Raw genomic sequence first — 13,241 nt, 5'->3', positions numbered from 1 at the left:
TTTTTTTACTGGCGATTTCGCTCTCCTTGTCTAGGATCAAAAATGGGTGACTGCACTGGTCATACCAGATTTTGGGCAACAAACCGGAGAGCATTATGACGAAAACCAGCGTACGCATTGGCGCTTTTGAAATCGACGACGCTGAATTGCGCGGCGAAGCACAAGGCGAACGAACGTTAAGTATTCCCTGCAAATCCGATCCGGATTTGTGCATGCAGCTGGACGCCTGGGATGCCGATACCAGCGTTCCGGCGATCCTTGATGGGGAACATTCCGTTCTGTACCGTGAGCATTACGACAGTAAAACCGATGCCTGGGTCTTGCGTCTTGCCTGACCCAAAGAGAACCCGCCCGAAGGCGGGTTATTTATTACTGAAGCTGCACCAGCGTCAGAAAGCCTCCGAACACCGCCCCCGTATCGATGTAGTGCAGATTGTTGAAATCATATCGCTTGTCCACGGGGGTATGTCCGAACCAGAAGTGATCCGCACCACTTATGCCCTGCCCTTTACCCACCATAAAGCCCATTAAGCGATCGCGATCCCACAACACGCGCCGGGCATCTACCGGCTTATGCCAGGCATATTCAGCGGAGGGATAATCCGCATGAGCCACCACGTTCAGACCATTCTTGCAGGTTATTTCAATGATGTGCGGTAAGGCCCGACACGCGTCGAGTAAACCCTTCGCCTGTTTTTGTTTAGCCGCATTAAGGCCGGTAAACCACATACCGCCATTAATCGACCAGAGACTAAAATCATTATTTTCAAGCGCATCTAATGCCATTTGTTCGTGATTACCGCGTACCGCATAAAACCACTTTTCCTGCATCAGCTCTAAACATTTTACGCTGTCCGGCCCGCGGTCGATAATATCCCCCACCGAGATCAGCAGATCTCTGTCAGGATTAAAATGCCGCTTTTTCAGCTCATCCATAAGCCACTGATAGCAACCATGAATATCGCTGACAACCCAGACATGGCGCCAGTGGTCTCCCTCAATTTTCTGATACATAACGCCTCCTGTAAGAAGTATAGCTGCCACAGAAAATGTCATAAGCGGGCGTGAGATATCGCGAATCCAAACAAACCATCAACCAGCCGGAAATAAAGATCGCTGCGCTATTAATCCCTTATTCCCTGGCCCTTAAGATAGAGCGGAATAAATAGAGGGATTTTTACGTGTCAAACATACACCTGCAAAACGATGTTTATTATCCGCATCGCACAAATATTATTTCTGAACTGGTGAGCGGGAAACGCGTTCCTGGCCCTATCTGGCACAAACGTGATTACCGTTTAAAGTTTCTTCTGCGCTCGCTCTTATTCTGGTCCTCCACCCATCGCATGCTGGAGGCGCTATCCGGACGCGATGATTTCGACAGGCTGCTGGCCTCTCAAATCACGTTGCCGAGCAAAACTCACCGTCAGTATCTGATGCGCGGCCTGACCTCTCACGACCGGGCCGATGCTATCGTCAGCCACTATCACTGGATTGATAGTCTGAAAAACACTGCACTCGCCCACGCGCTGACCAGCCCACAGGCGTTGCCAGTTATCCGGTTCGAGGCAAAAAACGGCGAAATTTATACCGTCCACGCCTCGTCCGCAGGTAAGGCCGAACGCGAAGGCGAAAGCACGCTTTGGCTGCATGACAATGACAATACGCTGCTGGCCAGCCTGACGTTCTGTGTCGCACGCACTAACGGCCGTACGGTGCTGGTGATCGGCGGCCTTCAGGGTCCGCGTCGTCATGTTTCTCGGGAGGTGATTAAACAGGCCACCCGTGCCTGCCATGGTCTGTTCCCGAAACGCGTACTGATGGAGGTGATCTTCCAGCTTGCGTCACGCTCGAACATCAGTGCTATTTTTGCCGTCAGCGATGAGGGACATGTTTTCCGCGCGCTGCGCTACCGTCTGAGCAAAGGCCGTCATTTCCACGCCAGCTACGACGAGTTCTGGGAAGGCCTGAACGGAAAGAAACTTTCCCCCTTCTGCTGGCAGTTGCCGCTCCAGATTGAGCGTAAAGCGCTGGAGGAGATTGCCAGTAAAAAGCGCGCCGAATACCGTCGCCGCTTTGCGTTACTTGATGATATTGCAGCTTCCGTACATGCGCGGATTGAGTCGACAGTCGTCCAAGGCAAAAAACAAACAAAAATTTAACAAAACAGCCAAAAAGGACTGGACTTACGCCTGCCGGGTTGTGGTATGTTTGAAGCAGGCGCACAGGAAGTGAACCTCCTGCTGAGACGAAAACCGGAATTTATCGTTTATTTTCATGCAGATAAAAAGAGACCGAATACGATTCCTGTATTCGGTCCAGGGAAATGGCTCTTGGGAGAGAGCCGTGCGCTAAAAGTTGGCATTAATGCAGGCTCAATCGCCTTGCCCTTTAAGAATAGATGACGACGTCAGGTTTTCCAGTCCACAGTAAAAGTGGCCTGAAAAAAAGCGTCAGAACATCACTAAATGTGAAAAACCGCAGAGCTTTTACAAGCACCTGCGGTTTTTTTTTACTGGAAACCTGACCGCTAACAGAGCTTTTCAGCGCGCGCAATAAACGGTGCCAGACTCTTCTTCTGCCCGGGGTTTGCCGGATCGTCGACCTGGATCACGCTGACGGGCTGTCCGTTACTTTTCCCGCTGGCGACCTGCTGCTCCGCCACGCCATTTAACGGATACTGCACGAGCGTACTGGGATTGATGACATACAGCGCGTGACCGGGACGGCAGGTGAGCATGACCTCTTCACGATTAAATGCCCAGTTGTCCTTGCCCACTTCAAACCGGCTGACGGTGATAACCTGCGGCGCGGCCAGCGCACTGCTGGCACAGGTGAGAAGTAAAAGAGAAAGCAGTGTCTTTTTCATATGTCTATTTAACCTTGTCAGAAGGGTTCCCAGGTCGCGAACAGGCTGACGGCCGCCAGTACCAGCGCGCCCAGCACCACTTCTGCCTGTGTCATCCTGATAAAAATCTGTTGTTCCCGCCCGGTCTCAGGGCGAAAGCGTGGCACAAGAAAATACCGATTCGCCAGCGCAATTGCCACCATCATCATCACCAGAGCACATTTGAACAACAACAGCTGGACATAAGGCGCCTGCCACGGCACGTTTATGCCAACAATAAAGAGCGTATTGATTATCCCGGTCAGCAGTACGCCCGCCACGGCGTAATGCCCCACCCGGGAGAAGCGCATCATGGTAAAGATTGCGGCTGGCTGCCAGCGGCCTTTCGCCAGTTGCATGCAATACAGCAGCGGCAGTAAACCGCCCACCCAGGTCGCGGCGCAGAGCAGGTGAAGCGCATGGTTCAGACGATGCAACGCGCCCGTCGCGCCACCGTTCATCGCGGCATGTCCCACGCCCGCCAGCAGCACCAGTTGCCCCATCGCGAGCAGTAACAGCCGTGAGCCTTTTTGCGGGGTAAGCCATGCTGCGCCCGCCGTCACAGCGGCCAGCACCATTTGCCACAACCAGACGCCACCGAATTGCGTTCCCAGCACGCTGTGCCAGACCGCCGGGCGAATGACATCACCCCAGCCGTTGCCCATTAACCCACTTTGCAGGCCGAACATCAGCAGGGCCGCCATCAGGCTGACCAGGGCCGCGATGTTCTGCTGCCGCTGGAAACGCTGCGTCATGAGGCGCTGCAACGAAGACGGCGCAAACCAGACGCTGTAAAGCGCATTGCCGAAAAGCAGGATCAGCGCCGCAAAATGGATAAAGCGTAACGCGACGTAGCTCAGGGCCAGCATACTATTTCACGCTAAAGTGATAGCTGCCTTTGGTTTTGTGGCCGTCCACGGAGACCACATGCCAGTCCACCGTATAGGTGCCGGTCGTCAACGGTTTCTCAAGGGGAACAATCAGCTTTGCATTATCCTTCTCGTCACGCTTCACCGCGCCGGTTTTGATCTTCTGCTGCTGCGCATTCGTCACAACAACGCCGCTAAAAGCTGGCTCAATGCCTTCCGAGAAGTTCAGGGTAATGACCTCGGGTGCCACCGCGACGGTATTTTCCTGCGGGGATTGCTGCTTAAGATGCGCATGGGCCAGAACTGCGGGCGTGATGGCCGAAGAGAGCAGAAAGACCAGCGCGCACGCGATACGGGAAGGGGTAAAATGCATCACAATCATTCCTTTTCGTTATGCCTGAATGCTAAAGAATAACTCTGTATAATTAACGAGTCGAGGAACATCCTTTGCTCCCTTGTCATCGTTGCACAATCGCGGTAACGTTGCCGCCGCAGAAAAAGGAGAAGGAAATGAACGTTAACCTGGCCGCCCTTCCTCAGGACGAGATGGACAAAGTGAATGTCGATCTCGCCGCCGCAGGGGTCGCATTCAAAGAGCGTTACAATATGCCCGTCGTGGCTGAAGTGGTAGAGCGTGAACAACCCGCGCATCTGCGTGACTGGTTTCGCGAACGTCTGATTGCGCATCGCCTCGCCTCCGTCAATCTCTCGCGCCTGCCGTACGAACCTAAAGTTAAATAAGCTTAACGTCTCGTTACACTTCCTTACGCGTTATGTGGCAGGATAAGAAAACCCTGATAAATTTAGGTGTAATCTTAAAATCCCAGCGACTCAGTGTATAAGGAAGTCACGATGTCCCGATGGAATATTGCCGCGGCCCAGTATGCTCCGCGGCACAGCTGTGTTGATGAGCACGTAAAACACCACCTGCACTTCATTGCCGAAGCTGCCTGGCATGGGTGTGATTTAATCGTCTTTCCGGAACTTTCGCTTACCGGTCCCGGCGGAACAACCTTACCCCCCCCCCCTGACGATTTGCAGCTTGCTCCCCTCCTTCACGCCGCGCAGACACGTTTCATCACGGTGATTGCCGGTATTACGCTCCAGCAACACGACCTGCGTCAGAAAGGACTCGCGCTTTTCGCGCCCAGTCTGTCAACCATCCGGCGTTATCCGCAGGGTAACGGGGCGGGCGTCATCCCTGGCGATAAACGGCTCACCATCGTGGATAACCAGACAGACGCCCCGGAACTGGACCCGGAGGCAACGCTGTTCACCAGCAGCCTGGCGGTGGGCGAGCACCGCTGGCGGCAATCCATCGGTTCGCTGCAACGCTTCGCGCACAAATACGCCATCGCGGTGTTAATGGCGAACGCGCGCAGCGGTAGCGCATTATGGGATGAAAAAGGTCAGCTGATCGTGCGTGCCGATAAGGGAGAGCTGCTGTTAACCGGTTCTTTAGGCCGACAGGGTTGGCAAGGCGATATCATTCCATTAGGCTAGGCATTTTAGGATCAGGAGCGATCAATGCTGCGCGTTATCGATACCGAAACTTGCGATTTGCAGGGTGGAATTGTGGAAGTCGCTTCTGTCGACGTGATTGACGGAAAAATAGTCAACCCAATGAGCCACCTGGTGCGCCCGGATCGCCCCATCAGTGCGCAGGCGATGGCCATACATCGCATTACGGAGTCGATGGTGGCGGACAAGCCGTGGATTGAAGAGATCATCCCTCTCTACCACGGCAGTCAGTGGTATGTGGCCCATAACGCCAGCTTTGACCGCCGCGTGCTGCCAGAGATGCCCGGCGAATGGATTTGCACCATGAAGCTGGCGCGCCGTCTGTGGCCGGGGATCAAATACAGCAATATGGCGCTGTATAAGTCGCGCAAACTTAGCGTACGGACGCCGGAAGGGCTGCATCATCACCGCGCCCTCTATGACTGCTACATCACCGCGGCGCTCCTGATTGATATCGTGAAAACTTCCGGCTGGACGCCAGACGATATGGCAACCATTACCGGGCGCCCCGCGCTACTGACCACCTTCACGTTCGGTAAATATCGCGGGAAACCGGTATCGGAAGTGGCGGATAAAGATCCGGGCTACCTGCGCTGGCTTTATAACAACCTCGACAGAATGAGCCCGGAACTGCGCCTGACGCTGAAGCATTATTTAGGCGAAGCCTGAGTTCCCGCCTGGCCTGGCAGCGTATCCTGCGCCAGGCCAATCAAAAAGGCGTACTCCAGCGCCACCCCTTCATAGGATTTAAATCGCCCTGATTTCCCCCCGTGCCCCGAGTCCATATCGGTACAGAGCAGCAGCAGATTATCGTCAGTTTTCAGCTCACGCAGTTTCGCCACCCATTTCGCAGGCTCCCAGTACTGCACCTGGGAATCGTGCAGGCCGGTGGTCACCAGCATATGCGGATAGGCTTTTGCCTCGACGTTATCGTACGGGCTGTACTCTTTCATGTAGCGGTAATAGGTCTCATCCTGCGGGTTCCCCCACTCCTCAAACTCGCCGGTGGTCAGCGGAATGGACTCATCCAGCATGGTCGTTACCACGTCCACAAACGGCACCTGGGCGATTACGCCTTTAAACAGTTCAGGCCGCTGGTTGATCACGGCGCCCATGAGCATACCTCCGGCGCTGCCCCCCATGCCAAAGCAGCGCTGCGGATCGCCATAACCCTGCGCGATCAGCGCGTCGCAGACATCAAGGTAATCATTGAAGGTATTTTTCTTTTTGAGGAATTTTCCTTCTTCATACCAGTGCTGACCCAGCTCGCCGCCGCCGCGAATATGGGCAATCGCATACACAAAACCGCGGTCGAGCAGGCTCAGCCTGCTGCTGCTGAAATCGGCGTCCATGCTGGATCCATAGGAGCCATAGCCATAGACGAGGATGGGGTTTTTGCCTTTATTGAAGTGCGCCTTGTGATAGACGAGCGACACAGGGACTTCGACGCCGTCGCGTGCGGTCACCCACAGGTGCTCACTGCGATAATTTTCCGACTCAAACCCCCGGACCTCCGCCTGTTTAATCACCTGACGCTGCCCGGTGTCCATATCCAGTTCAAACAACGTATCCGGGGTGGTCATCGACGAATAGCCGTACCGCAGCCGGGACGATTCCGGTTCCGGATTAAAGCCGATCCACGTCACGTAAGCCGGGTCATCGAACGCAATGCCCACCACTTCGCGGGTTTTGCGGTTGATTTGGCGGATACTGGTCAGCCCGCGCTGCCGCTCTTCCACCACCAGCCAGTCGGTAAACAGGGTGAACCCCTCCAGCATCACCTGATCGCGCGCGGGAATTAATACTTCCCACTTACGTTCATCGCGCACTTTGGTTTTATAGAGGCCAAAGTTTTTGCCCTCGCGGTTCGAACGCAGATAAAAGCTGTGCTGGAAGTGATCCAGGCTGTACTCATGATCTTTGCGCCGCGGCAGGAAGCACAGCGGCTGGGCATCCGGCAGCTCGGCATCCAGCAGCAGTACTTCGGAGGTGGTGGCACTGGCGAGGAAAATGATCACGTAGTGGCGAGATGACGTTTTATGCAGGCTGACGTAGAACGTCTCGTCTTTTTCCTCATAAACCAGTTCATCGTCGGCGGAATCGGTCCCGACCGTATGGCGCCAGACCTGATAAGGCAGCAGCGTAGACGCATGCTTTTTAACGTAATAGACCGTTTCTGAATCGTTACCCCAGACGAAATCGGGGGAGACATTATCCAGCATTTCGGGATACCAGTTCCCCGTTTCCAGGTTACGGAAACGCAAACCGTACTGGCGGCGGGAGAGGTAATCCTCAGCCAGCGCCATAATGGCGTTATCGGGGGAAATGGACATGCCGCCCAGCGTATAAAACTCACTGTGAGCCGCACGTTTGTTGGCATCCAGCAGGATCTCCCATTCATCCCACTCGGCGCTCAGCACAGACTGGCGCTGGTAGATGGGATATTCGTTTCCCGGCTCATAAATATGGCGATAGCGATAACCGTTTTTGCACCATGGGGCAGAGACATCACGCTGGGGGATACGCTGCACCATTTCATTCAGAAGTTGATCCTGAAGCGCCTGCTGGCTGGCCATGACCTGACGGCCATAGTCGTTTTCCTCGTGCAGATAGTCGAGTACTTCTGGCCGGGAACGAGAATCGTCCCGCAGCCAGTAGTAGTTATCGATACGCGTATCGCCATGCGTGGTGATCGCATAAGGAGTACGTCGGGCTTTTGGAGGCATGGCATTCTTACTTTTTCGTTTTACATCCTATAAGGTTGGCAAAACACGCGTATGATGCAAGCGAAACATGGCCTTCTAGCCCGCGAGGGTCTGTTTCTGCTGCTGAATATCCTGCTCAATTCCCTCGCGAACGTCCTGTGGGATCTTCAGCGCATCGCCCAGGGCGTTCAGGTAGCTACGCTCCATAAAGTGATCGATATCGATGGCGGCACAGCTCAGAAAATAAAGTTCAAGTGCCTCTTCTTCGTTTTTCACGCTTTGCGCCAGACGCTGCGGATCGAGCGGCTGTTCGATGGCCTGCGCCACCAGCGCCCTGCCCTGCTCCTCAACGCCCGCTTCCCGCATCTGCTGTTCAATTGCGGCACGTTCACTGGCATCGATATGTCCGTCGCTTTTGGCCGCAAAGACCAGAGCAAGGATCAGGCGTTCGGTGCGTAAATCCAACGGTGACACCTGCTGCCCATACTGCGGTTCATCCTGATGCGCGTTGCGCACCTTGTCTTTGTATTTGTTCCACAAGACGGAGCCTGCAATAGCCCCTCCGCCCGCCAGCAGCGCGCCGGTACCGTATTTGGTAAGCAGTTTCCGCGATGATTTATTGGCCACCAGCAAACCGGCCAGCCCGCCGAGCGCCCCCGGCACCAGCAGCTTGCTTAGACCCTGCTCGCCGGACGACGAGCCTTTTTGTCCCAACAGGGATTGCAGTTGATTCATCCAGCCTGACATATTTTTCCTCACGTAACAGTGCGTAACCTTCACAGCCTAAGCGAGCGGGTGTCAGGAAATGTCTGTCAGTACTAAAGAAGCGCAAATTTCACCCCTACTGTCGCTGTTCCCATACAAGACAGACGCAAACGTTTTCGTTTATACTGCCCGCATCTTTTTCAGGGGGATTTTTATGACTCGTTTAGGAACTGCGCTACGTCCTGCCGCGACGCGCGTCATGCTGTTGGGATCGGGTGAACTGGGTAAAGAAGTGGCCATTGAGTGTCAGCGTTTGGGTGTCGAGGTGATTGCGGTTGACCGTTATAAGGATGCGCCTGCCATGCATGTCGCGCACCGCGCGTACGTCATCGATATGCTTGACGGTAACGCCCTGTGCACGTTAATTGCTGACGAAAAACCGGATTTCGTGGTACCTGAAATTGAAGCCATTGCGACTGAGATGCTGGTTGCCCTTGAACAGGAAGGCCAGCGCGTGGTGCCCTGCGCCACAGCGGCAAAACTGACCATGAACCGGGAAGGCATTCGTCGCCTGGCGGCAGAAGAATTACAGCTCCCGACCTCCAGCTACCGTTTTGCCGGGGATAAAGCCGCGTTTCTTCAGGCCGTAGAAGAGATTGGCTACCCGTGCATCATTAAGCCGGTAATGAGCTCCTCCGGCAAAGGGCAGAGCTTTATCCGCGACAGCAGCACGCTGGACAAGGCCTGGGACTATGCCCAGCAGGGCGGCCGTGCCGGTGCCGGGCGCGTCATCGTGGAAGGCGTGGTGAAGTTTGATTTTGAAATTACCCTGCTCACCGTCAGCGCCGTGGACGGCGTTCATTTCTGCGACCCGATTGGGCATCGACAGGAAGACGGCGATTATCGCGAATCCTGGCAGCCGCAGCAGATGAGCGCGCTGGCGCTGGCACGCGCGCAGGAGATCGCCCGCAAGACGGTGCTGGCGCTGGGCGGCTACGGCCTGTTCGGTGTGGAATTGTTTGTTTGCGGCGACGAAGTGATTTTCAGTGAAGTCTCCCCTCGCCCGCACGATACCGGGATGGTTACGCTGATTTCACAGGATCTCTCCGAGTTCGCGCTGCACGTACGTGCTTTCCTCGGCCTGCCGGTTGGCGGTATCCGTCAATACGGCCCGGCAGCCTCGGCGGTGATCCTGCCGCAGCTGACCAGCCAGAATGTCACCTTCGATAACGTCGAAGGTGCGGTTGGTGCAGGTTTGCAGGTCCGACTGTTCGGCAAACCGGAGATCGACGGAAGCCGCCGTCTGGGCGTGGCATTAGCCACCGGGGATAACGTGGGCGACGCCGTCGCGAGAGCGAAAAAAGCGGCCAAAGCGGTGAACGTGACAGGATAAATAACTAAAGGCTGGTCACCTTGGTGACCAGCCGCATTGCATTATTAACTTTTTATCATTCCATCGCTCCCATTAGAATTCCATATCCTCATAGGCTGCATTAGTTTTCGATATGAAAATAAAAATACCCATGCCAATAAAAATTACGAAGGGAATAAATATACTCGCCATCAGCGCCCAGATTGCCGGCGGATCATTTTGCGCCGGGAAACTGATACGATAGGCAATGAGGGATAATACGCTGAATAAAGCCGCCATCCCCGCAGGATAAAGGGGATGATTCCAGTTGCACCAGACAAGCTTTTTCGGAATAGCGGTCTTCCTGGAGGAAAGCGCAGTAATACAAAATTTGTTTTTGTCAGAATAAGCTACGAGTTGCTCCCCTTGGGCATATTTTACCGCATCCGCTGCAAATGCCAGTGCCAGCCACCGATACCCGGCACTCTTTGCACCCAGAGAGGCATCTATATCCAGCCGTTCCATAGAGAGTGCTTTTTCGTCCAGTGCCTGCATTAATGGATATTTTTCAATACGGGACAGCCCGGTATACCAGAGATTTTTCGGCGTAAGCACCGAACCTGCCATCAGATAAATCGCCATCTTTTCCTCTACATCGGTCACGTCAGACATAGGCTGATAAAGATATACCGGTTTTTTGCCCTCCTCCTGGACATAATGGCTGGTCAGCAGGAACGCACACGCATTTTCCATACTCTTTGATTCGCCGCTTTCTTCATGTAGATCAACGATAATAATCAACCGGTTCTCGGCTCTGTAATCTGATAAGTTCATCCATTGGCTAACGATCGCGTAGTCAGGGCATTCCATGCTGGACTCAATTTTACACGTGCTGGCAGTTTCAACACCCAACCGCTCCAGAGTGCGCCTCAGTTCATCAATGACGGACTCACTCCCTCCGCGAACCCAAACAACAGCTTCAAAAATACGATAGTTATTACCCTTCAATTTTTCTGCCATCGGGGCCAGCAAGCGGTAAAACATCTGTTCACTCCTGGTCTGATCGAAGCGATCTTCCAGCTGAATTTTAACTGGTGTTTTCGGTGCCAGCGGAAATTCGCCTTCCAGCTTCAACATATTCAGTGCGGGTTGCTCCAGGGGAGTGATTGAAGACCATGCTGCAATAGCCATATTTTTCCGCGCATACGCCTTTAAATTAATCTCTTGCTCTTTTGCTATGAATTTTCGGGTTTCAGCATAATGAATGTTGGCATCATGAAATATAAAACCAATAAATACTAAAAACGACACCAGACAGATGGGCAGAATAACTGAAGGTACAAAAAAGATAGCCGTTACGTGTTCTTGTTCAGGCCAGGTGAGAGCCCGGATCGCGAGGCCCGTTGCGACGACTATCACATAGAGGAAAACAATCATGGCGACAGGTACTGTAGTATCTGTGTCTGGCTGTTTTTTATATAACCACCACGCGCTCATTACGAAGCTCCTGCCACAGATAAGGTACTTTTGATTTCGCATCCACACGCCGCGCGACAGCCCTCTACCACAACCCCACGGCCATGCATTGTCCAGTTTGGGTGACATTCGTTGATTGGGAATGTCCCTTTATGGAGCGGGCACTGCACCAGATCATCTTTTAAGGCCACGGGCTGACCCATAAAGTCTGCACCAGAGGCCTTAGTGACTTTTCCTCCGCTTATCAACGGATCGTTTAATCGAATGACGCCTTTCATCGCTTTATCTCCCTATTTTCCCACATCCATATCACAACGCATATGATCCCAGCCGGTGTAGCCCTTCACGTCGGGTACGCTGTCGGGTAAATCTTGCCAGTTTGTCTTAAGTTGCTGCGTGCTGCCCTCAAGTCCTTGCTTAGTCATGTAGACCATTCCCCAGGCCCAGCCAGGGGAACGCGGTTCCAGCTTCCCGCTGACTTTATTCCCCATTCCGTCATCCACGGTATAGGCAATACCCGGCCCACCGGGCAGAATCCGCGGGTCTTCAAACGGTTTTGACGACATATACAGCCGGTGTTTGGTTAGTAAAAAGCCCTGATCGTTGACGACGGTGAAAGAAATAATATCCTCATAGGATGGTTGGTTAGTACCATCGGGCTCATTAGAGCCTACCGAAAAAAACTGTGGAGACCATGTTTTACCATAATCTTTTGAAATGATTGTTCCTGGGTCGTCCCAGGTGGGTATGGCAATATACTGTTCAGAAGGATGAACAAATTTTTTGGTGAAAATTCGATAAAATTGACTGACGGGTCTGGTATGAATACCCCGCCGAGTATCTGTGTACCATAGTTCCCCTTCGCAATCCCAGCCTTTCAGTTCGAGATAACGATGATCATCAAACCGGTACACCACCTGCGTTGGCGGTTCTTTCGCCTGGCATCCGGTCGCCAGCACAACGGACGTAGCTGCGAGAACGGTATATAATCCTTTCATCAGTTATCGCCCCGCATCCATATCACAGCGCATATGATCCCAGCCGGTGTACCCCTTCACTTCGGGTACACTGTCGGGTAAATTTTGCCAGTTTGTCTTAAGTTGCTGCGTGCTGCCCTCAAGTCCTTGCTTAGTCATGTAGACCATTCCCCAGGCCCAGCCAGGGGAACGCGGTTCCAGCTTCCCGCTGACTTTATTCCCCATTCCGTCATCCACGATATAGGCAATACCCGGCCCACCGGGCAGAATCCGCGGGTCTTCAAACGGTTTTGACGACATATACAGCCGGTGTTTGGTTAGTAAAAAGCCCTGATCGTTGACGACGGTGAAAGATATGACATCATCATAATAAGGAGCATTACTTCCATCAGGTTCATTGCTCCCAGGTGACATAGATGCCCCCCCTCTTTCCCACGTTTTCCCATAGTCTTTTGATACTGAAAAACCACCAGTAACATTTCCCCACCATGGAATAGCAAGATAGTGCTTTGAAGGATGCACGAATCTTTTGGTGAAGATTCGATAAAACTGACTGGCAATTTGAGAATGGATACCTTGCTTAGTATCGCTAAACCAGAGTTCACCTTCGCAACCCCAGCCCTTCAGTTCGAGATAACGATGATCATCAAATCGGTAGATTACCTGCGTTGGCGGTTCTTTCGCCTGGCATCCAGTCGCCACCACAGCTAATGCTGCTGACAGAGCCATACATAATATTTTCATGCTCAA

General features: G+C 53.3%; 17 protein-coding genes. 7 read left to right on the top strand and 10 right to left on the bottom strand.

Annotated features, from left to right (window positions below):
• Positions 1–95: 95 nt before the first annotated feature.
• Positions 96–335 (top strand): YebV family protein, encoded by a 240-nt coding sequence (locus tag BH712_RS00480; protein ID WP_006811010.1) that lies wholly within the window; start codon positions 96–98, stop codon positions 333–335.
• Positions 336–369: 34 nt separating this feature from the next.
• Here BH712_RS00480 and pphA read toward each other — a convergent pair whose 3' ends face one another.
• Positions 370–1,014: a protein-serine/threonine phosphatase gene (gene pphA, locus BH712_RS00475; protein ID WP_032673898.1), complete on the bottom strand. Its 645-nt coding sequence runs from the start codon at positions 1,012–1,014 to the stop codon at positions 370–372.
• 167 nt (positions 1,015–1,181) lie between these two features.
• On the opposite strand from pphA, the gene BH712_RS00470 reads away from it, so the two are divergent.
• Together BH712_RS00470 and BH712_RS00465 are read left to right on the top strand one after the other, a co-directional pair.
• Positions 1,182–2,162, top strand: a complete 981-nt coding sequence (locus BH712_RS00470) for a VirK/YbjX family protein (protein ID WP_006811012.1) — start codon at positions 1,182–1,184, stop codon at positions 2,160–2,162.
• A 45-nt stretch (positions 2,163–2,207) separates the two neighbouring features.
• Positions 2,208–2,405 carry a hypothetical protein gene (locus BH712_RS00465; protein WP_000460990.1) on the top strand — a complete coding sequence of 66 codons (198 nt, stop codon included), beginning with the start codon at positions 2,208–2,210 and terminating at the stop codon, positions 2,403–2,405.
• A gap of 125 nt (positions 2,406–2,530) precedes the next feature.
• Here BH712_RS00465 and BH712_RS00460 read toward each other — a convergent pair whose 3' ends face one another.
• Genes BH712_RS00460 through yobA form a run of 3 tightly spaced genes read right to left on the bottom strand, consistent with a single transcriptional unit; the run spans position 2,531 to position 4,129 of the window.
• Positions 2,531–2,869, bottom strand: a complete 339-nt coding sequence (locus BH712_RS00460) for a YebY family protein (protein WP_006811013.1) — start codon at positions 2,867–2,869, stop codon at positions 2,531–2,533.
• Positions 2,870–2,886: 17 nt separating this feature from the next.
• Complete coding sequence (gene copD, locus BH712_RS00455) at positions 2,887–3,756, bottom strand: copper homeostasis membrane protein CopD (protein ID WP_006811014.1); 870 nt, start codon at positions 3,754–3,756, stop codon at positions 2,887–2,889.
• Between the two features lies 1 nt (position 3,757).
• Positions 3,758–4,129 carry a CopC domain-containing protein YobA gene (yobA, locus tag BH712_RS00450; protein WP_032673899.1) on the bottom strand — a complete coding sequence of 124 codons (372 nt, stop codon included), beginning with the start codon at positions 4,127–4,129 and terminating at the stop codon, positions 3,758–3,760.
• Between the two features lie 137 nt (positions 4,130–4,266).
• Here yobA and BH712_RS00445 point away from each other — a divergent pair, with 137 nt between their 5' ends.
• From BH712_RS00445 to exoX, 3 genes are all read left to right on the top strand, one after another.
• The gene (locus BH712_RS00445) at positions 4,267–4,497 is read left to right on the top strand and encodes a DNA polymerase III subunit theta (RefSeq protein WP_003859784.1); all 231 of its coding nucleotides are present in this window, start codon (positions 4,267–4,269) and stop codon (positions 4,495–4,497) included.
• A gap of 111 nt (positions 4,498–4,608) precedes the next feature.
• The gene (locus tag BH712_RS00440) at positions 4,609–5,259 is read left to right on the top strand and encodes a nitrilase-related carbon-nitrogen hydrolase (protein WP_071850019.1); all 651 of its coding nucleotides are present in this window, start codon (positions 4,609–4,611) and stop codon (positions 5,257–5,259) included.
• 24 nt (positions 5,260–5,283) lie between these two features.
• Positions 5,284–5,946: an exodeoxyribonuclease X gene (gene exoX / locus BH712_RS00435; protein WP_006811017.1), complete on the top strand. Its 663-nt coding sequence runs from the start codon at positions 5,284–5,286 to the stop codon at positions 5,944–5,946.
• Here the strand turns inward: exoX and ptrB are convergent.
• Together ptrB and BH712_RS00425 are read right to left on the bottom strand one after the other, a co-directional pair.
• A complete protein-coding gene (gene ptrB, locus BH712_RS00430; protein WP_006811018.1) occupies positions 5,928–8,003 on the bottom strand; it encodes an oligopeptidase B in 2,076 nt (691 codons plus the stop codon). The genes exoX and ptrB overlap by 19 nt on opposite strands.
• Before the next feature lie 75 nt (positions 8,004–8,078).
• The gene (locus BH712_RS00425; protein WP_006811019.1) at positions 8,079–8,729 is read right to left on the bottom strand and encodes a tellurite resistance TerB family protein; all 651 of its coding nucleotides are present in this window, start codon (positions 8,727–8,729) and stop codon (positions 8,079–8,081) included.
• A gap of 172 nt (positions 8,730–8,901) precedes the next feature.
• Between BH712_RS00425 and purT the strand changes: the two genes are divergently transcribed.
• Positions 8,902–10,080, top strand: coding sequence for a formate-dependent phosphoribosylglycinamide formyltransferase (purT, locus tag BH712_RS00420; protein ID WP_032673900.1), 1,179 nt, complete (start codon positions 8,902–8,904; stop codon positions 10,078–10,080).
• A gap of 72 nt (positions 10,081–10,152) precedes the next feature.
• Here the strand turns inward: purT and BH712_RS00415 are convergent, their stop codons facing one another.
• The 4 genes from BH712_RS00415 to BH712_RS00400 all read right to left on the bottom strand — a co-directional run bounded on the left by BH712_RS00415 (position 10,153) and on the right by BH712_RS00400 (position 13,235).
• Positions 10,153–11,535, bottom strand: a complete 1,383-nt coding sequence (locus BH712_RS00415; protein ID WP_032673902.1) for a hypothetical protein — start codon at positions 11,533–11,535, stop codon at positions 10,153–10,155.
• Entirely contained in the window at positions 11,535–11,717 is a 183-nt protein-coding gene (locus BH712_RS00410) for a PAAR domain-containing protein (protein WP_395035248.1), read from the bottom strand. The genes BH712_RS00415 and BH712_RS00410 overlap by 1 nt, the downstream gene beginning before the upstream one ends.
• An 87-nt stretch (positions 11,718–11,804) precedes the next feature.
• On the bottom strand, positions 11,805–12,512 hold the full coding sequence (locus BH712_RS00405) for a T6SS immunity protein Tli3 family protein (protein WP_039274018.1): 708 nt from the start codon (positions 12,510–12,512) through the stop codon (positions 11,805–11,807).
• A 3-nt stretch (positions 12,513–12,515) separates the two neighbouring features.
• Positions 12,516–13,235, bottom strand: coding sequence for a T6SS immunity protein Tli3 family protein (locus BH712_RS00400; protein ID WP_071850017.1), 720 nt, complete (start codon positions 13,233–13,235; stop codon positions 12,516–12,518).
• Positions 13,236–13,241: the final 6 nt, after the last annotated feature.

Source organism: Enterobacter hormaechei ATCC 49162 (assembly GCF_001875655.1).
GTDB lineage: Bacteria > Pseudomonadota > Gammaproteobacteria > Enterobacterales > Enterobacteriaceae > Enterobacter > Enterobacter hormaechei.
Note: the sequence above shows the minus strand (reverse complement) of the source record. Positions and strands in the feature narration are given on the sequence as shown.

Coding starts and splice junctions, on each gene's coding strand:
- ptrB (WP_006811018.1), bottom strand. CDS start 8,003: ATGCCTCCAAAAGCCCGACGTACTCCTTATGCGATCACCACGCATGGC.
- BH712_RS00405 (WP_039274018.1), bottom strand. CDS start 12,512: ATGAAAGGATTATATACCGTTCTCGCAGCTACGTCCGTTGTGCTGGCG.
- copD (WP_006811014.1), bottom strand. CDS start 3,756: ATGCTGGCCCTGAGCTACGTCGCGTTACGCTTTATCCATTTTGCGGCG.
- purT (WP_032673900.1), top strand. CDS start 8,902: ATGACTCGTTTAGGAACTGCGCTACGTCCTGCCGCGACGCGCGTCATG.
- BH712_RS00440 (WP_071850019.1), top strand. CDS start 4,609: ATGTCCCGATGGAATATTGCCGCGGCCCAGTATGCTCCGCGGCACAGC.
- BH712_RS00480 (WP_006811010.1), top strand. CDS start 96: ATGACGAAAACCAGCGTACGCATTGGCGCTTTTGAAATCGACGACGCT.
- exoX (WP_006811017.1), top strand. CDS start 5,284: ATGCTGCGCGTTATCGATACCGAAACTTGCGATTTGCAGGGTGGAATT.
- pphA (WP_032673898.1), bottom strand. CDS start 1,014: ATGTATCAGAAAATTGAGGGAGACCACTGGCGCCATGTCTGGGTTGTC.
- yobA (WP_032673899.1), bottom strand. CDS start 4,129: ATGCATTTTACCCCTTCCCGTATCGCGTGCGCGCTGGTCTTTCTGCTC.
- BH712_RS00410 (WP_395035248.1), bottom strand. CDS start 11,717: ATGGGTCAGCCCGTGGCCTTAAAAGATGATCTGGTGCAGTGCCCGCTC.
- BH712_RS00460 (WP_006811013.1), bottom strand. CDS start 2,869: ATGAAAAAGACACTGCTTTCTCTTTTACTTCTCACCTGTGCCAGCAGT.
- BH712_RS00400 (WP_071850017.1), bottom strand. CDS start 13,235: ATGAAAATATTATGTATGGCTCTGTCAGCAGCATTAGCTGTGGTGGCG.
- BH712_RS00445 (WP_003859784.1), top strand. CDS start 4,267: ATGAACGTTAACCTGGCCGCCCTTCCTCAGGACGAGATGGACAAAGTG.
- BH712_RS00465 (WP_000460990.1), top strand. CDS start 2,208: ATGTTTGAAGCAGGCGCACAGGAAGTGAACCTCCTGCTGAGACGAAAA.
- BH712_RS00425 (WP_006811019.1), bottom strand. CDS start 8,729: ATGTCAGGCTGGATGAATCAACTGCAATCCCTGTTGGGACAAAAAGGC.
- BH712_RS00415 (WP_032673902.1), bottom strand. CDS start 11,535: ATGAGCGCGTGGTGGTTATATAAAAAACAGCCAGACACAGATACTACA.